Genomic DNA, 18,760 nt, shown 5'->3' on the forward strand with positions numbered 1-18,760 from the left:
CTCAGAGGTCCAGTGTGTGCCCGGTCGTCGCGTCCACGTGGTCCGGGATGCCGTCGTGCCGATCGCCCACGGTCGGCGTCCCGGTGGGCTCGAACATCAGGATCGCGGCACCGGACGGCGCGTACGGCTTGTGTTCGGTGCCTCGGGGGACGGTGAACACCGACCCCTGCGGAAGCAGGACCGTTCGCTCGTCGTCCGGCCCGCGGAGCGCGATGTACAGCTCCCCTTCGAGCACCAGGAAGAACTCGTCGGTGTCGTCGTGGACGTGCCAGATGTGTTCGCCCTCGACCTTGGCGACGCGGACGTCGTAATCGTTCACGTGCGTGACGATGCGGGGGCTCCAGAGTGCGCTGAAGGAGGCCAGGGCCGTGCGGAGGGAGATGGGGGCGGTGGGCAGGGGCTGCGCGGGGTTCGTAGGGGTCATGGGTTCATCCTCGGCCACTGCGGGCGGTCGAAGGGAGTGCTAGGAATCGCATATGACGCAAGAATCCTCGCAGGCATCCGGCACGTCGGGCCTCCACCGGGTCGTGGTGATCGTCGACGAGAACTCGAACCCCTTCGAACTCGGCTGCGCCACCGAGGTGTTCGGCCTGCGCAGACCGGAGATCGGCCGGGAACTGTACGACTTCCGGCTCTGCTCGCCCGAGCCGCGGACCCTGATGCGTGACGGGTTCTTCACCCTCATGGGAGCCGCCGGTCTTGAGGCGGCCGATACGGCCGACACCTTGATCGTCCCGAACCGCCCCGACGTGGAGGTGCCCCGGCGCCCCGACGTACTCGACGCCGTCCGCCGGGCGCACGCGCGGGGGGCTCGCCTGGTCGGCTTCTGCAGCGGCGCCTTCACGCTGGCCGAGGCCGGGGTCCTCGACGGGCGCCGGGCCACCGCACACTGGCAATGGGCGGACGCCTTCCGCGCCCGCTTCCCCTCCGTCCGCCTCGAAGCGGACGTGTTGTTCGTGGACGACGGCGACATCCTCACCGCCGCGGGAAGTGCGGCCGCGCTTGACCTCGGGCTGCATGTCGTCCGGCGTGACCACGGCGCGGAGATCGCCAACTCCGTGAGCCGGCGTCTGGTCTTCGCCGCACACCGGGACGGCGGGCAGCGGCAGTTCGTGGAGCGGCCCATGCCCGACCTGCCCGACGAGTCCCTGGCACCCGTCCTCGCCTGGGCCCAGGAACGACTGGACTCACCGCTCACCGTGCGGGACCTCGCGGTACGCGCGTCGGTCAGCCCGGCGACGCTGCACCGCCGGTTCCGGACCCAGCTGGGAACGACGCCGCTGGCGTGGCTCACAGGGGAACGTCTGTCCCTGGCCTGCCGGTTGATCGAGCGGGGTGAATCCCGTTTCGAGGTGGTCGCGCGCCGCAGCGGGCTCGGCACCGCCGCCAACTTGCGGGCGTTGATGCGACGCGAGACCGGGATCACCCCGTCGGCATACAAACGCCGGTTCGGCCAGGGGGGTTTGACGGCTTGAGACGGGGTGACTGCCGGCACGTCGGCCTTCCGGCACGTCGGCCTTTCCCATCACTCCGTCTCATGACGGTCCATCAGGCTCCGGGCTGCACCGGCCCGATGACCGTGCCGGGAGCAACCCTGAGCTGCCCATCGGCCGTCGACCTGCCCGGAATCACGCCGCCTCCGGGCGTCCGGAGGCTGAAGGAGGCCTCGTCGGCCGCGGCACCGGCTCCGCCATTGGGCACCTGGATGTCGAAGTGGACCGGGTGGCCCGGGCCGAACTTCACCGCCTGGCTCTGCGAGCCGTAGTGCCCGGCGGAGACCCGGCTCGGCGAACCGTGGTGGGAGAACCGCACCTCGGTCGGCGAGCCCGCCAGCGCACAGTCGCCGTATCCCCGGGCCGCGGTCAGGGTGACCCGGTAATGACGGTGCCCGGACGAGGCGGGGGCGGGCTTGATCTTCGCGATGTGGTTCGCCGGGCGGCACGCGGAGGGAGCTCCGTGCCCGGCCGGTGAGACCGTCGGCGACGCCTGGGCCACTCCCCCGCCCACCGCTCCCACCAGTACGGCGACGACGGCGGTGGCGGCGATCTTCGGGGCGATACGCATCACGCAAACTCCGATCCTGATGGCGGCCCCCGTAGGGCACCGCCGGAACATTGGTCGACTGCATCCCTCCCCAGCAGCTGCCCGCGCCAATGTCATAAATGCGTTACAACTATGCCAAACACACGTTCCCGGAGAACGCCTGCTTCCGCCCATCGGTGCGCACGCGCCCCATCCGCGAACAACGGCACGCCAGGGCAACCGAGTTGACCGCTCGATCCGTGCCCTCGTACGTACCGCACTCCCGTCCCGCACCGCATGCCGGGCGACGGCGCCTCGGGTCGTACGATGGCCGGGCAGTCGACAGGGTGCCCGGGCACGCCCGTACCCGTTCGGTCGACGGGCCGGGTCAGGGGCCTGCCGTCGTACGTGGTATCGCCACAGCCACACACTTCCGGCCCTGCCCGCCCGGGACTTGGGGGACGGAGACGTCCTCACGCCGGGGGCAGCCGGCCCCGGCCGACCGGTCGGGAGGCAACGGGTGGCCCGGTCGGCGATCGGCTTCGGCTCGGCGCCGGCGACCAGCACCTGGCCCCCCGCGCCGCCCGCCACCCCGGCACCACCTACTTCGAAGGGCAACCGCAATCATGACAACAAGGCCTGTCACCGACCACCGGGTCCGAGTTCAGGGCATTCCGGTCGAGGGGGACTATCCGGTACGGGCTCCCGAGTCGGCGCGCGGGCAGGTGCTGCGGGTCACCGTGGCCGGCGAGGACATCCTGCACCGACCCTGCACGCCGGCCGCCGCGGAGTTCGGCACACCGTGGCTCTCCCAGCTGATCGACGACATGTTCCTCACCATGTACGTCGCCGAGGGCGCGGGCCTGGCGGCCAATCAAGTCGACGTGGATCTGCGCCTGTTCGTGTACGACTGCTACGACGACGACGATGTGCGCCACGTCGGCCATGTGCTCAATCCGGTCGTCGATCCGGCGGCCCCGGAGGAACGCCGCCTGCTGGACGCGGGCGAGGGATGTCTGTCCGTACCCGGCCCCACCCACGATGTGCACCGCGCGGAGCGGGCCGTGGTGCGCGGCCTGGACAAGGACGGGAAGGACGTGGTGATCGAGGGCACCGGCTACTTCGCGCGCTGTCTCCTGCACGAGACCGACCACCTCAACGGGCTGCTCTACGTCGACCGGCTGACGAAGCGTCAGCGGCGTGCTGTCCTGCGGGAGATGGACGACGTCAAGGAGTCCGTCTTCGCCCGTCGCGCCGAGCGCGCCGCAGCCCTGGGAGCCGTATCGACGGAGCGGTAGGTCGCCTCGTCGCCCCGCACGCCGCCCGAAGTCCGGCGCTTGGGTCAGGACTGGCGGGCAGGGCGTCGTGCGGTGACCGTGAAGTAGTCGAGGCTGCCCTCGTCGAAGGCCCGCAGGAAGTTGCGGGGCCAGGTGCCGGGCTCCCACAGGGCGGACAGCCAGCGGTCCCAGCCCGGCCACACCGACGCCCCGATCGAAGTGGCACGCACCGAGGTGAGGCCGGCGTCCCGCATGCTTCCGACCAGTTCCGGCACGCTGTGGGCGACATCGAGGCCGGTGGCGAAGGTGTCCAAGAGCTCGGCCAGCCGGCCGGGCCGGGCCGGATCGGCGTCGGGCACGAAGAAGCTCGCGACGACGACGCGTCCGCCGGGCCGCAGCACCCGTGCCGCTTCCCGGGCGAACGCGCCGACGTCACGGAAGTGCTGGGCGGCTTCGATGCTGTAGAGGCAGTCGAACGAGCCGTCGTCGAACGGCATGGACTCGGCGGCTCCGTGCGCGAACCGCAGCCGCTCCGAACTACCGCTCAGCAGAAGGGCGTTGCGCTGTTCGGCGCGGGCGAGCTGTTCGGGATGGATGTCCATTCCGGTGATGTGCGCGAAGCCGTACTCCTCCAGTGCCACCGCGGCGCCGGCGCCGAGCCCACAGCCCACTTCGACGGCGCGCAGCCCCTGGGTGGGCTCCAGCGTGGCCAGCGCATGGCGGTACATCTCCTGCTGGCTCCTGACCCGGTCGGCCTCGGTCAGAGGCCGGCCCAGGTCGGCGCCCTGCCAGTGGCCGAAGTTGATGAAGCCTCCGCCGAACAACGGCTCCGACCCGAGATCGGCCGGGCCGTACGCCTCTTGCACCGCGGGGAACATCGCGGGCATCGCGGGCCGCCCCGCCCCGGGACCTTGCGCCATGCGCCCTTCCTCCGTCCTGTGAAGCCCGCCGGGCCGCTCGGCCGAGCGCGGCGCCGGCGCTCAACTCGCCGACGGGGCAAGGCTATCGGCTCAGACTCCTGGGCCTCGCACGATGATCCGGGCTGCGGCGAGCTCCTCACGGGACGCCTGTTCGTCCGCTTCCAGATAGCCGAACGCGTCGTCGCCTATCGGTATGCGCAGGGGCGTCGGGGCCTCGGCGGCGACGATGTCGAGGACGCGCGCCGCGAAGTCCTCGGGGCGCCCGGTCTCCGGGTTGTCCACGAGGCCGCGGGTGCCCTGGAGCATCTCGAGGTTGGTCCCGTCGTATGCGGGGATGCGGCGGTGCGCCTCGGTCAGGGACGCGCCGTACCGCGTGGCGAACATGCCCGGTTCCAGGACGGTGACGCGGATGTTGTGCGGCGCGGCCTCGATGGCCAGGGCCTGGCTCATCCCTTCGAGCGCGTGCTTCCCGGCTACATAGGCGCCGAGGCCCGGCAGGGCCATGCGGCCGACCACGGAGGAGATGTTGAGGATGTGGCCGTGCCCTTGGGCCCGCATCAGCGGCAGGACGCTCCGAGTGAGCCGCCAGGGGCCTACGAGGAGGGTCTCCAACTGGTCGCGCAGCTCGGCGTCCGAGACTTCCTCGACCGCGCCGAAGAGCCCGACGGCGGCGTTGTTCACCAGGACGTCGACGCCGCCGAGACGGTCGACGGCGGTGCGGACGGCCTCGTCGCAGGACACCGCGTCGCGCAGCTCAAGCGGCACCGGAACGATGCGGCCCGGCCAGGCGGCGGCCAGCTCTTCCAGGTCGGCGGTCTTGCGCGCCGTGACGACCAGTTCGTCCCCGGCCGCGGCCGCGGCGCCGGCCAGGGCCCGCCCCAGACCCGAGGAACATCCCGTGATCAGCCAGCGTCGTCCCATCGTTCCCCCGTGACATGTGAGTTGCTCCTGCCGACCGTGGTGCCCACGTCGGCCGTGCGGCGCCCGGCGGGCGTGGTGGGCCCTCGCGTCGGCGGCGCGCGGCGGCGTGGGACGGCGGGGCCCGGCCGGGTGGGGGACGGACGGCGCAGCGCCGTTGTCCGCCCCGGTAACGCGGTGACGTGGTGAGGTGATGCCGCGCCAAGGCACGGCATCACGTCATGGACGAGCGTTTCGCATCGTCGTCGCGCCGGTCCTGCGCCCGCGGCGCGTGCCCTCGCGTGATCGGGCACGTGTCGTGGCGGCGGTGGGCGTTCCCGCAGGGTCTCGGCCGCCGGGTTTCGCGGCCGGTCGGTTGGTTGGTGGCGGCAGTTCATCGTCGCGGTGGTTCCGGCCCCCCGTCACCCCTCCTGCGGGAGCACGCCAGGGCGCGCGGACGCACATCCCGGCGCGTGCCCGTGCGGCAGCACGAGGGGCCGTTCGGGTACCTGGCGGCACGGTAGTCGTCGCCGGGCCCTTCCCCACCCGTTCGGCCGAGCAGTGGTCACGGCTCTCGAGCACCGCCCGGGGCGGGGCGCGCGAGGCGCCGGAGGACGGCGGGCGTGCGGGGAACCCCAGGTCGGCCCTGCGCCGGAGGGGATCGGCCCGGGGCGCGGCGGTGCTCGCGCGAGCCGTCGAAGACGGCTCACGACCCGCGCCGCGTCGCCCCGGCGGAATGGCGGGCGCGGCGTATGTCCGCTGTCCTGAAACCGGATGTGTGCAGCAGACAGCACACAGTGACTGCCGCAGTGATCTTCATAGGAGCCTCGGCAAAGGAAGCGTTCCATGGCATCTGACCAAAGCCCCCCCATACCGGACGAGCAGGACTCGACAAGTCCGGACGACAAGGCCCGGCTCACTCTGCTCCGCGCAGTGGCCCTGTCCCGGCCTCTGGACGAGGTGGCCTCCTTGGCGCATCTCCTCAACCAGACCGGCGAACAGCCACGACCGGGCGACGAGGCCCTGCACCTGGCTGCCGTGTCTCGCCCCCTGGACGAAGTCCGTCAGCTGATCTCCCTGCTCAAGAAACCCCCGCACACGGACGACGAGGCGGACACGGCTCTTCGGGCAGTCGCGGCGGAGCGGTCCATCGAAGACGTGGCCGCTCTGATCGCCGACTGCCACCCGCACGCGAACGCGCCGCGGGACGAGCCGGCGCCGTCTCAGGAGACGGCTCTCGTGCCCTTCGGCCCGGAGGCCCTCGCGCCGCCGGTCCCGGACACCGCCCCGGCGGTGCCCGAGGCCCCGGTCCCGGCACCCATGCCGATGACGGCCGCAGCCGTGATGCCGCCGTCCGCCGCCCCGGTCAATGGCGACCAGGGCGACGGCGGACCGGTCTTCACCGGCCCGGGCGAGCACGCGCCGGCGGTCGACAGCGCGACGGCCCACAGCACACCGGCCCACGGTCCGGTCGAAAGCGGGCCTGCGGAGAGCGGCACGGCGAAAAGCGGTCCGGTCGAAAGCGGGCCCGTCGAGAACGGCCCGGCGGCTCCCGAAGCGGGTGCCGCCACGGCGGGAACCGCAGCGTCCAGAGCACCGGCGCTCCGGTCGGTGCTCCGCTGGCCGGCGGCGGCCGCGCTGCTCCTGATCGGCGTGCTCCACCTGCCGAACGACATCATGGCCGTACACACCGGAAACAGGACCGCGGCCGCGTCCATGGTCATCGCAGCCATCTGCCTGACCCTGGCGGTCCTGCTCCCCCTGTACGACACGGTCTGGGCGTGGGCGCTCGGCGCCGGCGCCGCCGTCGCCACCGCGGCGGTCCATTCCGTGGGCGCCGGGTTCAAGTCCGTGCACCTGCTCAGGAACAGCCTGGGCAGCACGTTCGCCGGCGCGACCACGATCGCCGTGCTCTGCGCCGTGGTCGCCGCCGTCCTGGCGGCCACCGTGCTGCTGCGCAAGCCCGCACAGCAGCGGGCGGCGGACAAGGCCTGACCGGTCGGCCACCGCTGTCGCAAGGGGCCCGGATCCTCATCGGTATCCGGGCCCCTTCGGCATGGCCGGGGCCGCGGCGGCCCCTCCCAACGGGCCAGTTGTGACAGTCCCGTGACCGGAATTATGGCCTCCGCCACATGCCCGCGATGCCCGCCCTGATGAGGTGATCGCATGCGAAGACCAGCCTCACTCGTGCCGGTGTCCGTGCTCGCCACGGCGACCCTGCTGATCACCGCCTGCGGGACGGAACACGCGGGCTCGGGAAGCGGTGGCACCGGCGCGACCGGGCCGTCGTCCAGTACGCCGGTGGACGACCCGGGCAAGGACGGCGTACGGATCACCTCGCTGACCGTGCCGTCGAACTCTCCCTCGCCCACGCGCGGCACTGCGGTCTCGGCCGACAGCCTTTCGGCACGCGCGGACTCGGGGATCGTCGCAGCCTTCGAGGTCACGAACAACACCGCCGAGGCCCTGACGTACTCCATCGTCTTCACCTTCATGAGCAGTGACGGCGGGGCCATGGCCAACCGGACGGCGACCGTGCGCGACGTCGGCCCCGGCAAGACCGTCCGGGGCTCGGTCCGGCCCGGACAACTGGCGCCCGGCGCCGGGCGGGTGACGCGGGCCAAGGTCCTCGAAGTGAACAGGGTGCCCGCGGGAGAGGCCCCCGTCCCGGCGGGCGCGTGTCCCGCTTCCGGCATCCGGGTCAGCGCCGACGACGGGGACGCGGCCATGGGCCTGCGCGTCGTGGGCCTGCACCTCGACAACTGCGGCAAGCGCGACTACGCCATCGAGGGCTACCCGAAGTTGCAACTCCTCGACGACGACCTCAACCCCGTCACCGGCATCACGATCCTCCGCGGCAGCGGCGGGATCACCACCGGCGCCGGTCCCGACGAAGAGCCCCGCCCCATCACCCTGCGGCCCGGTGAATCGGCGGTGGCGAGCCTGGTCTGGCGCAACACCACGCAGTCGGGCACCGCGGCGAACATCCCCTACGTACGCGTACGCGCGAAGGCCGGCTCCACGCCGGTGACCGTCACGCCCCACCTCGACCTCGGAACCACCGGTCAACTGGGGGTCCGGCCCTGGACGAAGGCGAAGCGCTAGCCGGGTCCAGGCATTCGCCCGCGAGTCGCCCCGGGTGGCACGGGCGCCCGTCAGGTCCGCCGCACCGGGCGGCACACTGGGCCCATGGATCATGTGAAGACCGCCGAAGCTCTGGTACTCAGCCGGTTTCCCGAGGCTCGGGCCGCCTTTCTGGCCGGGAGCGTGCTGACCGCGCGCCGTACCGCCACCTCCGACCTGGACATCGTGGTGCTGCTGGACGGGCCGCCCGCCCCCTTCCGGGAGAGCCTCGTCCACAGCGGCTGGCCGGTGGAGCTGTTCGTCCAGACCGAGGCCGTCTGGCGGGCGTTCGCCGATCGGGAGACGGCCGCGCGGCAGTCTCCGCTCCTCGCCATGTGCGCGGACGGCATGCTGCTGGCCGACCGTGACGGATTCGGCGCCGCGCTCCAGGCGGAGTCCCGTCAGCGACTGGCCGCGGGCCCCCCGCCCATGACCGCCACCGAGTGCGAGGACCGGCGGTACGCGCTCACGGACACCCTCGACGACCTCCGGGGCTGCACGGACCCGTTGGAGCGCACGTACTTGGTGGCCGCCCTGCTCCAGGGCGCTTCCGAGCTCGCCCTGCTCATCGGCGGAAACTGGCTGGGCACCGCCAAATGGCTTTCCCGGCGCCTCGCCGCGGCCGACCCCGGTCTGCACCGACGGCTCACCGGGGCGGCGGCGGCCGCCGTCGCCGATCAGCCCGGCGGGGCGGCCGAGTTCGAGGCCACCGTGCACACCGTCCTCCAGCGTGCCGGTGGACCGATCTGGGCCGGCTACCGCCGGGGGCCCCAGGGCCGCACACCCTGACGCCCCTCCCCCTTCGCACCCCTGCCCTCGTCCCGGCATGCGCGGGCAGGGTCGGCGAGCCAGGGTGGAGGCATGATCGAACCGCCCATCATCGTGCACCGGCCCCTCGGGCGTGGTGGCCGTCATGTCACCGCGCTCGGCCAGGACATCGGCGTCGCCTACTCCGACGTGGACGTCATCGAATTCCTCCGGCAGTCGGGGATCGACGAGACCGACGCCGAGGCCATGGTCGACGGGGACTCTCCGGAGATCGAGTGGCAGGGCGCCCCGGCTCACCAGTACGGAGCAGCCTGACCCGCCGTGTTCGCCGTCGGCCCCGGGCGCCGGCTCTCAGGCAAGGGGCGGTCCGCCGACGGCCGACCAGGGCGACCAGTTGCCGCTGGGCACCAGTTGGTAACGCCCGCTCAACGGCCCCGTGGGGCTTCCGGCGATGATCTCGGTACGGCCGTCGGCGTTGGTGCCGTATCCGGTTCCGGTCGCGCCGGGTCCGAAGGTCTCCCAAGCCGACCAGCCGGACCCGTTCTCCCAGCGGTGTGCCATGCCCGTACGGCTCGCGGCGAAGACCTCCATCCGGCCGTCGGCGTTGCGTGCCACATGGACCCGCGCGTCCGACGGCCCGCCGAAGGCGGCCCATGCGGACCAGGCGCCCGAGGGCCCGGCCTGGACCTTCCGCCACAGGCCGGTCGATCCGCCGGCCACCAGGTCGAGCGCGCCGTCCGGCCGTCTGTCGAGCGCCAGATGAGTGACGCCCGGTACGGTGCCGAACTCCTCGAACCCGGCGTTCCAGCCGCCGCTGGGCACGGCCTGCCCGCGCCGGAACACCGTGTTGCCTGCGGCCGCGACAACCTCGATCCGCCCGCTCGCGTCCCGGCCGGTGGCGATCACCGCGTCGGCCGGACCGCCGAAGGCCTCCCACCCGGCCCAGTTGCCGCCCGGCGCGGTCTGCCAGCGGTGGTAGCTGCCCCGGGGCCCGCTCGCGAAGAGTTCGAGGCGGCCGTCGGCGTTCTGCGCCACGGTCAGATCATGGGCGGCCGTGCCGAAGTTCTCCCAGTCCTGCCAAAGGTTCGGCGCCGTCTGGGCCCGGCGGTCCACCCGGCCCTCGCCGGACGCGAACAGTTCGAGCCGCCCGTCCAAGTCGCGTGCCACGGCCAGGCTCGCCGATTTCGGCCCGCCGAACGGATACCAGTCGGACCAGGACCCGTTGCGTACGGTCTGATAGCGCCCCCACACCTGGTCAGGACCACCCGCGAACGCCTCCTGCCGCCCGTCGGCACCGGAAACGATCACCACCCGCTCGCCGGGGTCCGAGCCCGCCTCGACCGCGTACTGCCCGCTGCCCTTGGTGAAGTCGAGTCCGGCCAGCCACACCCCCCGTTGGCCCCAGCCCGCGTGGCTGATCCACCAGCGACCCTCGGCGTTGACCACCTCGGCGGCATGGCTGAACACATGACCGCAGAGCTGGTCGAGGGAGAAGTGCAGCGGGTCTGATCCGCAGAACACGTCGGTGCCGGTGTAGCCGCCGCGTGGCCCGAGGAACAGGTGCCAGGTGCCCTCCGCGAACACCACGAACGGGGACTCGGTGTTGCCCGCGCCCTGTCCGCCCGTGGGGTCGGTGAACGCGATCGACCGGCTGCTCCAGTGCACGAGATCCGTGCTGGTGCGGAGGGCCACCACGTGGTTTCCGCCGCCGGGGTCGGCGGTCGCGGTGTAGTACATGACCCACTGGTCGCCGACCCTGGCCACCATGGGGTCGCGCGCCTCGTAGCCGTCACGGAACAGGGGGCCGCCCGGGTGCCGGGTCCAGGTGTACAGATCGGTCGAAGTGGCCATGCTGATCGCGGAGTTGGCGGGGTCGGCGCCGCCCCCCGCGTAGAACATGTAGTACGTCGACCCGTCCTTGATGACATTCGGTGCCCACAGGTGGGTCTCGCCCAGCGCCGGGTCGGCGGTCAGGACGGGTGGGCGCTTCGTCCAGGGCCCGTGCGGGCTCGGCGCGGTGGCGTGCGCGAAGGTGGTCTCGTCCCGGTCGTCGGCGGGTTCGGCGTGCGTGATGCCGAACAGGTGCCAGAGGCCCTGGTCGTCCCGTACGAAGGTGTGGTCGTTGAGGTACCACGGGCTCGCCTCGCCCGCGCTCGGATCGTAGATCTGCACGAAGGGTGCCGCCCCCACCCGCCCGGGCGCCGCCGCGGCGAGCGCCGGGCGGGCCGCGGCGGGCAGGGCCGCCGCCGTCAGCAGTACCAGGGTGAGCACGGCCCACCACACTCGGGAACTACGCACGATGCATCCGCTTCCACTCGACAGGGCGGGACGTGGACCTTCCGCGGCCCGCGGGCCCGGGCAGGCGGCCTGGGAGGGTCCACGTCGAAACCGCTAGTTGACCGCGGGGCCGGCGTCGTTCAGGTAGCCCCATGCCGACCAGGTCGAGAACCCGGTCTGCCACCGGTGGTAGACACCGGCGTGGCTGGTGCCGAACAGCTCGATGCGGCCGTCGGCGTTGTTGGCCGCGCCGATCTCGGTCCCGCCCGTCCCGAAGTTCTCCCACGCCGAATACGGCGCGTTCGGGCCGGTCTGCCAGGCGTGGCTCGCGGTGTCGGCGTTGATGGCGAACACCTCGACCCGGCCGTCGACCGAACGGGACGTCGTCAGCTCGGCGTTGGAGATCCCTCCGGTGCCCGCCCACTCCGACCAGGCGGTCGGGCTGGTCTGCCACCGGTGGAACACGCCCTTGGCATTGGAGGCGAAGACCTCCAGCCGGCCGTCGGTGTTGTGGTTGACGGCCAAGTCGTGACCGCCGCCGCCGAAGTCCTCCCACGCCGACCAGTTGCCGTTCACCGCGGTCTGCCACAGGTGCCCGAACGTACTGTCCGAGAGCGCGAACACCTCTAGGCGCCCGTCGGGCGCGTTCTCCATCGCGAGGCGTGAATTCGCCGGTCCGCCGGCCACGCCTTCCCAGGCTCCCCAGCCGCCGCTGGGCGCCGACTGCCAGCGGTGGAACACCCCGTTCGCGTTCGAGGCGAACACCTCGATGCGACCGTCGGCGTTGCTGCCCGCCGCCAGTCGGTAGCCGCCCGTACCGAAGTTCGCCCAGCCCGACCAGCCCGCGCTCGGGCCCGTCTGCCACATGTGGTCGAGGGTGCTGTCCGAGAGCGCGAACAACTCCAGCCGTCCGTCCGCGTTCGGGGCCAGCGCCAGCTGTGCGTTGTGCGGTCCGCCCTCCAACCGCCAGGTGGACCAGTCGCCGTTCACCGCCGTCTGCCACGCGTGGTACACCCCGTCGGCGCCGGCCGCGAAGCTCTCCAACCGGCCGTCCGAGGAACGCCCCGACACCACGCGGCCCGACGCGTACGGATGCGGCCGCGTCGCCGACTCGTCGATGATGTTGAGGTATCTCAGCGCCTTGTAGTCGCCGTTGGGGTGGCCGTCGAGCGTGGCGTTGTTGATGTTGGCGTAGAGGTGCCCGGGCGGCGCGACACCGCTGCTGCCGCCGCCGAAGCTGTAGTAGGAGAACCCGCCGTGGTCGTCCGTCCACTCGTGGAAGATCAGGACGTGGTCGTAGAACGAGTTGAGCACGTCGCCCGCGCGCAGTTCGTCCCGGCCGATCTCACGGGAGAACCCGGGCAGCCCCTGGGTGCTCGGGTTGGCGTCGAGGTGCCACGCCATGGAGACGTAACCCGAGCAGTCCGTACGGTAGTTGTAGTCGCCGCCGGGCCCCGGATAGGACCCGCCCTGGTTGTACGAGGGCGCCTGGTCCACCCAGTACTGGGCCCGCCAGATCACCTCGCTGCGGGTGATCGGGCCCCCTCGGTCGGACGAGTCGGCCGCTTTCGCGGCGGCGGGCGTGGTCACGCTCAGCGCGACCACGCCCGCCATGAGCAGCAGAAGCAGTCTGCCGAGCCATGATCTGAAAGGCGTCATCGGAACCCTCCCCGTTCGTCGGCGACCGACGCTAGGGAGGACCGATGAAATACGGATGGAACCGGTGTCCAGGTGCCGTTCGATGGGCCCCGCCCGAACCCGGGGGACGCCCCCGAGCCCATCAGCCAGGCCAGGTGCCCGTCACTCGACGCGTCGCGGTGGCGCCCGCGCGGTCCACGGCGGCCCTGACGCCCGCGAGGATCGCGCCCTGCAGGGCCGCGGCGAGCAGGACCGCCTGCCAGCTCCGGTCCTCATCGGTGGCGCCGGGGGTTTCCTCCTCGTCGTCGATCAGCCGCCATGCCCGTCGGAAGAGGCGCTCGGCGAGTATGCCGCTGAGGATGCCGAGCGTGAGGCCCACCGGTTTGTAGGCGATCTTCACCGCGTTCATGCCCGCCTCCGATCCGCGTTCATGAGCGCCTCCGATCACGGCGGCGCAGCAGCAGCCAGCCGGCGACCGCCGCCCCCGCCGCGGCGAACAGCAGTGTGGAGTGCTCCCGGGCGGACCGGGCACCCCGCCCGGCCATGTCGCGTACCGGTGCGGGTGGTGCGGGCAGCTTCTCCTGCACCACGTGTGCGGCGGCCCTGACGTCGTCGGACAGGTCGGACACCCGGGTGCCCACCTGTTCCTTGAGCTCGGCCGCCCGGTCGGCTGCGCGTGCCTTGACATCGGCCTTGGCGGCCAACGCCTCGACGGTGCGGCCGAGTTCATGGCGGGCCTGCTCCACCTCGTGGCCGAGCTGTTCGCGGTCGGAGGCGTTGGGGCCCGATGGGGGTGACTGGGTCATCGCCGTGCACTCTCCTTGATCTCCGCCACGTCCGACTTGACGCTCTCGACGGTCTGCCGGGGCGCGGGCGGCCCGCCCCGGGTGACCTCCTTCTTGCCGCTCAGTGCCAGGGCCGCGGTGATCAGCCCCAGTACGGCGGTCACGATCAGCGCCGCGCTCCACGCGGGCAGCGGAACGGCGAGGGCGCAGATGGCCGTGATGACCAGCGCCTGGAGGGTCAGGAATCCGGTCAGGCCCGCCCCTCCGAACAGGCCGCCGCCCTTGCCGTACCGTTTGCCCTTCTCCTTCAACTCTGCCTGGGCCAGGCGCATTTCGGCCCGTACCAGCTCGGTGAGCTGATGCGAGGCGCGCTGGACCAGTTCCTGCACCGGCTCGGACGAGCCGTCCGCGCCGTGCCGGGACGGTGGGGTGGTCATGGGGTATCGCCTCCTGATTCCTCGGCCCTGCGACGCGTACCCGGCTGCGCGCAGGCCATCCCGGACGACGTGCAACAAGCCGCGCCGGGACCGCACCCCGCGGCCGACGTGTACACATCCATCACTCGGGTACGCGGCCGGAACCACAGACGAACACGTCGAAAGGAGCCGCATCCATGTCGAAGGTCGCAAAGGTCGAGGAGTCCGTCGAGGTCGCCGTCCCGGTCGGCGTCGCGTACAACCAGTGGACCCAGTTCGAGGAGTTTCCCCTGTTCATGCAGGGCGTGGAGCGCATCGAGCAACGCACGCCGACGCTCACCCACTGGGTCACGAAGGTCGACGGTGTGTCACGGGAGTTCGACGCGAAGGTCGTCGAGCAGATTCCGGACGAGCGGGTCGCCTGGACCACGGTCGACGGCGAGGTCCACCAGGCCGGTGTGGTGACCTTCCACCGCCTGGACGACCGGAACACCAAGGTGATGCTGCAACTGGAGCACGAACCTCAGGGCGCGGTCGAGCACGCCGCCGACAAGCTCGGTCTGGTCAAGCGCCAGATCACGCAGGACCTGAAGCGGTTCAAGACGTACATCGAGAGCCGTGGTGTGGAGACCGGCGGCTGGCGCGGCCGGGTGTGACGGTCAGGTGCGAGGCGGTGTGTGGTGGGGGCGGCGGGCATTCCCGTCGCCCCCACCGCGGCGCGTCGGGGGTCGGCGTACCGGGACCGACGCGCTACGAGCCGCCGCCCAGACTCCGGCGCCCCAGCACATGGAGGTGCTCCAACGCCTCGCGCAGCACGCCGCGTTCCTGCCAACCGAGCCACCGGCCCACATCGTGGCCGACGGTGTCCAGCGCCTTGACCTGGGCGGGGTGCAGATCGGCGGTGGGGCGGGCGAGGTGGGCGGACACCACCCCGACGCAGCTGCCGTCCTCGTCCACGAGCGGGATGCTGTGACAGGCGCGGCTGCCGGCCAGCAGGATGGCCCGGCGGTCCGGCTCGCTGAAGGCCGGGTCTGTGGCCACGTCGTGGACCGTGGTGAGTACGGTTTCCTCGGCCGCTCGGGCGCACGAGGTGGTGCCGGCCGAAACCACGGCGAAGTGCTCGACGAACCGCGCGTTCAGGCCGGTGTGCTGCACGATGCGCAGCCCTTCGGCGGCCGGGTCGGCGATCTGTACGTTGCCCATGCCCGCGCCGACGACGGCCAGCGTCTGGGAGAGCACCCCACTCAGCACGGTGGCGCGGTCGGCGTTGTCGGTGGCGGCGAGGCCGATGGATTCGAGCGACGGGGGCGGCTGGGTCGAGGGGCCGGAAAACCAGGTGGTTCCACGGCCCTCGGGTCTTGGGCTCCGGGTGACGGCCTCGGCGAGCACGCGGAGTTTCACGTTGTGGTGTTGCGAGGCGATCCGCAACAGCGCGAAGGCGGCCTCCGCGTCCGGCAGCCGGTAGCGCTCCTCCAGGATTCCCTGGGCGTGCGAGATCAGCGGCCGGGTGCGGACCTGCGCCCGCAGATGGTGGGCTTCCTCGCGCAGCCGCGCGAGTTCCTCCCGTAGGACGGCCACATCCCGGGCGTCGGGAGCGGGGTTGTCCGTCATGCAGGGTCCTTCCGAATGATCGCCGGCGCGGACCGGCTGTGCCCCAACTGTCGTATCGAAGCCCGCGTCCTGCACACCGCACGTGTCCCTCCGGCGGGAAAGCACGGCTCTCAGACGCTGACGGCGCCCGTCACGGAATCGTCGAAGGCGCGCGCGCCGGACAGCCGGTGCCGGGCGGCGGTCACGGCGGAGTCGATGTCACGGGTGCCCGTGGACACACACAGGGTGTACGCCACGTCGTCCAGGCGCCGACGGTTCGCAGCTCGTGCCTCGCTCGCGTGCGGGGAGCTGAGCGCGGTGTATTCGTCGAGGAGCGCTCGGAGCACTGCGGGGTGGGCCATCAGCATCGGGAGGGACCCTTCGGTCGGCGCGGTCCGGACACGTTTTCTGCTGCCCCCGGTCACGATTCCTACACTCCTGGCCGGTGGCGCGCGGGCCCGTGCGCTCCCATAGGGAAACCCCTCTCCCCCGCCGCAGTGCCTGGCCGCCGGCTCCGCCGCCCCGGACACTCGTGCGTCGGCGCGGTTCCTGCCACGAGCGGCGTCGACAGCACCCCCGTACCTGTCCGCTGCTTCCCCCATCGCCTTGCGCGACCACGGCGGACAACACCCCCTGCCCGAAGCGAAAGGAACCCCCACTCCTATGGAGATACCAAGAGCCGCGAGACTCCTGACGGTCGCGTTGGCCTGTGTGTCCGCCTCCGCCATCGCCCTGCCCGCCGCCACGGCCGCGCCCACGCCGAACCCGTCGCCGACCGCCGGTCCCGGCGCCTTCTCGGCGGCCCCGTACACCGCCGATCCGACGCCCGCCGTGCGCGGCCGTGTCGTGGACGCCGCCCAGAAGGCGCTGGCCTCCCACGCCGGCGCCGCCCACAAGGCCGACGGTGACGCCTTCTCGGTCCGCAACCTGGTGGTCGACCGGGACGGCTCCGCCGCCGTCCGCTTCGACCGCACGTACAAGGGCCTTCCCACGTACGGCGGCGACGTCGTCGTGCACCTGAAGAACGACGGCACCTACCAGTCGCTCGCCACCGGTTCGGCGACCTCGGGGGCGGTCTCCACCGAGCCCCAACTGGCCGCCGCCGACGCCGTGAAGGCGTCGAAGGGCGCCTTCAAGGGGCACATCGGCTCGGTCTCCGCCTCGCACCTCGCGGTGCAGATGGCGGGCACCGGCGCCACCCTGGTCTGGGAGACCGTCGTCGTCGGCACCCGCCCCGACGGGACCCCCAGCCGTCTGCACGTCCTGGTGGACGCCCGTACCGGCAAGGTCGTGCGGACCAATGACGAGGTGAGCACGTTCGCGGCCGAGGGGGCCGCGAACGCAGGCGCCTCGAAGGTCGGTGCGGTGGCGCAGGCCGCCGCACCGACGGTCGCCGGGACGGGGCAGTCGATCTACAGCGGCAGGGTCTCCCTCGACGTCACCCAGAGCGGCAGCGGGTACTCGATGACGGACCCCTCGCACGGCAACGGCTACACCACGAACCTCAACCACGCGACGAGCGGCACCGGTTCGGTCTTCACCAGCTCGACCGGCACCTTCGGTAACGGCTCCACCAGCGACCCCGCCTCCGCCGGCGCGGACGCCCACTACGGCGCGGCGGAGACGTTCGACTACTACAAGAACGTCCAGGGCCGCAACGGCATCTTCGGCGACGGCCGGGGCGTGCCGTCGCGGACGCACTACGGCAACGCGTATGTGAACGCGTTCTGGGACGGCACGCAGATGACCTACGGCGACGGCCAGTCCAACGCGCGCCCGCTGGTCGAACTCGACGTCGCCGGGCACGAGATGAGCCACGGTGTGAGCGGGGCGCTCACCGGCTGGGACGAGACCGGTGAGACCGGCGGCATGAACGAGGGCACCAGCGACATCTTCGGCACGATGGTGGAGTTCTACGCCAACAACCCCGTCGACAAGCCCGACTACACCATGGGCGAGCTCATCAACATCAACGGCGACAACAAGCCGCTGCGCTACATGTACAACCCGTCCCTCGACGGCCAGTCCCCGAACTGCTGGAACAGCAGCAACGGCGGCCTGGACCCGCACTACTCGATGGGCCCGCTGAACCACTGGTTCTTCCTCGCGGCCGTCGGCAGCGGTGACCACGGCTACGGCAACAGCCCCACCTGCAACAACTCCACGGTCACCGGCCTCGGCAACGACAAGGCCGCCAAGATCTGGTACAAGGCGCTGGCCTCCTACGCCAACAGCAGTGAGAACTACCACCAGGCCCGCACCGACTCGCTGAAGGCCGCCGCCGATCTGTACGGCGCGCACTGCACCGAGTACAACACCATCGACGCCGCCTGGGCGGCGGTCAGCGTCACCGGGACCGACCCGGTACCCGGCAGCTGCAACAGCCAGCCGGGCGCGCCCTCGGTGACGAACCCGGGCAACCAGACCGGCACCGTCGGAACCGCCGCGTCCGTCCAGATCCAGGCGAGCGACCCGGGTGGCGAGACGCTCACCTACAGCGCGACCGGCCTGCCTGCGGGCCTGTCGATCAACTCCTCGACCGGTCTCGTCTCCGGTACGCCGACCACGGCCGGGACCTACAGCGTGACGGTCACGGCGAAGAACACCGACAACGCCACCGGTACAGCCTCCTTCACCTGGACCATCAGCGGCGGCGGCAACCCTCCGCAGGGCTGCGGCAGCATCCCCGCCTGGAACGCGTCCACCAGCTACGTGCCGGGCGACCAGGTGGCGTACAACGGGCACAAGTGGTCCTCGCAGTGGTACTCGACCGGCGCCGAGCCGGGGGCGCCCGGCTCCTGGGCGGTCTGGAAGGACGGTGGCGCCTGCTGATCCACCCGGCTGCCTCCTAGCCTCAACTCCCCCGCCCGAACGGGCCGTTGGTCTCCTGGACCGGCGGCCCGGTCGGCATGCCCGCGTAGGGCCGACCGGCCTGCGGCGGGCCGACGGCCGATCCACGATTGGTCTTGACCTTTGGTCTTGACCTTTCGCCGAGGCCGGTCCTACATTCGGCGCGGCACCACGAATGGCAAGTTCATGATCGACGC

Annotated in this window: 19 protein-coding genes; 8 read left to right on the forward strand and 11 right to left on the reverse strand. The window is 71.8% G+C overall.

Translation table 11 applies throughout. From position 1 onward, the window contains the following. Position 1: 1 nt before the first annotated feature. Positions 2–424 (reverse strand): cupin domain-containing protein, encoded by a 423-nt coding sequence (locus tag IE267_RS12515; protein ID WP_373304534.1) that lies wholly within the window; start codon positions 422–424, stop codon positions 2–4. A gap of 52 nt (positions 425–476) precedes the next feature. Between IE267_RS12515 and IE267_RS12520 the strand changes: the two genes are divergently transcribed. Next, positions 477–1,475, forward strand: coding sequence for a GlxA family transcriptional regulator (locus IE267_RS12520; RefSeq protein WP_167162004.1), 999 nt, complete (start codon positions 477–479; stop codon positions 1,473–1,475). A 73-nt stretch (positions 1,476–1,548) separates the two neighbouring features. Here IE267_RS12520 and IE267_RS12525 read toward each other — a convergent pair whose 3' ends face one another. Then, positions 1,549–2,064: a DUF4232 domain-containing protein gene (locus tag IE267_RS12525; RefSeq protein ID WP_189763234.1), complete on the reverse strand. Its 516-nt coding sequence runs from the start codon at positions 2,062–2,064 to the stop codon at positions 1,549–1,551. A 584-nt stretch (positions 2,065–2,648) separates the two neighbouring features. Between IE267_RS12525 and def the strand changes: the two genes are divergently transcribed. Then, entirely contained in the window at positions 2,649–3,320 is a 672-nt protein-coding gene (gene def / locus IE267_RS12530; RefSeq protein WP_189763235.1) for a peptide deformylase, read from the forward strand. Between the two features lie 44 nt (positions 3,321–3,364). On the opposite strand, the gene IE267_RS12535 is transcribed toward def, so the two are convergent. Beyond that, entirely contained in the window at positions 3,365–4,219 is an 855-nt protein-coding gene (locus IE267_RS12535) for a class I SAM-dependent methyltransferase (protein ID WP_229861058.1), read from the reverse strand. Between the two features lie 90 nt (positions 4,220–4,309). Next, complete coding sequence (locus IE267_RS12540) at positions 4,310–5,140, reverse strand: SDR family oxidoreductase (RefSeq protein ID WP_189763236.1); 831 nt, start codon at positions 5,138–5,140, stop codon at positions 4,310–4,312. An 822-nt stretch (positions 5,141–5,962) separates the two neighbouring features. Between IE267_RS12540 and IE267_RS12545 the strand changes: the two genes are divergently transcribed. The 4 genes from IE267_RS12545 (at position 5,963) to IE267_RS12560 (ending at position 9,322) form a co-directional block, all read left to right on the forward strand. Further along, complete coding sequence (locus tag IE267_RS12545; protein WP_189763237.1) at positions 5,963–7,111, forward strand: hypothetical protein; 1,149 nt, start codon at positions 5,963–5,965, stop codon at positions 7,109–7,111. 171 nt (positions 7,112–7,282) lie between these two features. Beyond that, positions 7,283–8,221, forward strand: a complete 939-nt coding sequence (locus IE267_RS12550; RefSeq protein WP_189763238.1) for a DUF4232 domain-containing protein — start codon at positions 7,283–7,285, stop codon at positions 8,219–8,221. An 84-nt stretch (positions 8,222–8,305) separates the two neighbouring features. Beyond that, on the forward strand, positions 8,306–9,028 hold the full coding sequence (locus tag IE267_RS12555; protein ID WP_189763239.1) for a nucleotidyltransferase domain-containing protein: 723 nt from the start codon (positions 8,306–8,308) through the stop codon (positions 9,026–9,028). 72 nt (positions 9,029–9,100) lie between these two features. After that, positions 9,101–9,322: a hypothetical protein gene (locus IE267_RS12560; RefSeq protein WP_161245814.1), complete on the forward strand. Its 222-nt coding sequence runs from the start codon at positions 9,101–9,103 to the stop codon at positions 9,320–9,322. Positions 9,323–9,358: 36 nt separating this feature from the next. Here the strand turns inward: IE267_RS12560 and IE267_RS12565 are convergent, their stop codons facing one another. The 5 genes from IE267_RS12565 to IE267_RS12585 all read right to left on the reverse strand — a co-directional run bounded on the left by IE267_RS12565 (position 9,359) and on the right by IE267_RS12585 (position 14,144). Continuing rightward, a complete protein-coding gene (locus tag IE267_RS12565) occupies positions 9,359–11,305 on the reverse strand; it encodes a DUF8189 domain-containing protein (protein WP_229861060.1) in 1,947 nt (648 codons plus the stop codon). Positions 11,306–11,398: 93 nt separating this feature from the next. Then, positions 11,399–12,943, reverse strand: coding sequence for a PLL family lectin (locus IE267_RS12570; protein WP_229861062.1), 1,545 nt, complete (start codon positions 12,941–12,943; stop codon positions 11,399–11,401). 121 nt (positions 12,944–13,064) lie between these two features. Next, positions 13,065–13,331: a DUF4235 domain-containing protein gene (locus IE267_RS12575; protein WP_189763240.1), complete on the reverse strand. Its 267-nt coding sequence runs from the start codon at positions 13,329–13,331 to the stop codon at positions 13,065–13,067. 19 nt (positions 13,332–13,350) lie between these two features. Further along, positions 13,351–13,728, reverse strand: a complete 378-nt coding sequence (locus IE267_RS12580) for a DUF3618 domain-containing protein (protein ID WP_189763241.1) — start codon at positions 13,726–13,728, stop codon at positions 13,351–13,353. Continuing rightward, entirely contained in the window at positions 13,725–14,144 is a 420-nt protein-coding gene (locus IE267_RS12585) for a phage holin family protein (RefSeq protein WP_189763242.1), read from the reverse strand. The genes IE267_RS12580 and IE267_RS12585 overlap by 4 nt, the downstream gene beginning before the upstream one ends. A 176-nt stretch (positions 14,145–14,320) precedes the next feature. Here IE267_RS12585 and IE267_RS12590 point away from each other — a divergent pair, with 176 nt between their 5' ends. Beyond that, positions 14,321–14,779, forward strand: a complete 459-nt coding sequence (locus IE267_RS12590; RefSeq protein ID WP_161245811.1) for an SRPBCC family protein — start codon at positions 14,321–14,323, stop codon at positions 14,777–14,779. A gap of 94 nt (positions 14,780–14,873) precedes the next feature. Here the strand turns inward: IE267_RS12590 and IE267_RS12595 are convergent, their stop codons facing one another. Both IE267_RS12595 and IE267_RS12600 read right to left on the reverse strand, forming a co-directional pair. Beyond that, a complete protein-coding gene (locus IE267_RS12595) occupies positions 14,874–15,734 on the reverse strand; it encodes an ANTAR domain-containing protein (protein ID WP_189763243.1) in 861 nt (286 codons plus the stop codon). 110 nt (positions 15,735–15,844) lie between these two features. Then, positions 15,845–16,081, reverse strand: a complete 237-nt coding sequence (locus IE267_RS12600) for a DUF5133 domain-containing protein (RefSeq protein WP_189763244.1) — start codon at positions 16,079–16,081, stop codon at positions 15,845–15,847. A gap of 295 nt (positions 16,082–16,376) precedes the next feature. Between IE267_RS12600 and IE267_RS12605 the strand changes: the two genes are divergently transcribed. Further along, complete coding sequence (locus tag IE267_RS12605) at positions 16,377–18,545, forward strand: M4 family metallopeptidase (protein WP_189763245.1); 2,169 nt, start codon at positions 16,377–16,379, stop codon at positions 18,543–18,545. The last annotated feature ends 215 nt before the right edge of the window (positions 18,546–18,760 follow it).

This window comes from Streptomyces xanthochromogenes (genome assembly GCF_014650455.1).
GTDB classification, from domain to species: domain Bacteria; phylum Actinomycetota; class Actinomycetes; order Streptomycetales; family Streptomycetaceae; genus Streptomyces; species Streptomyces xanthochromogenes.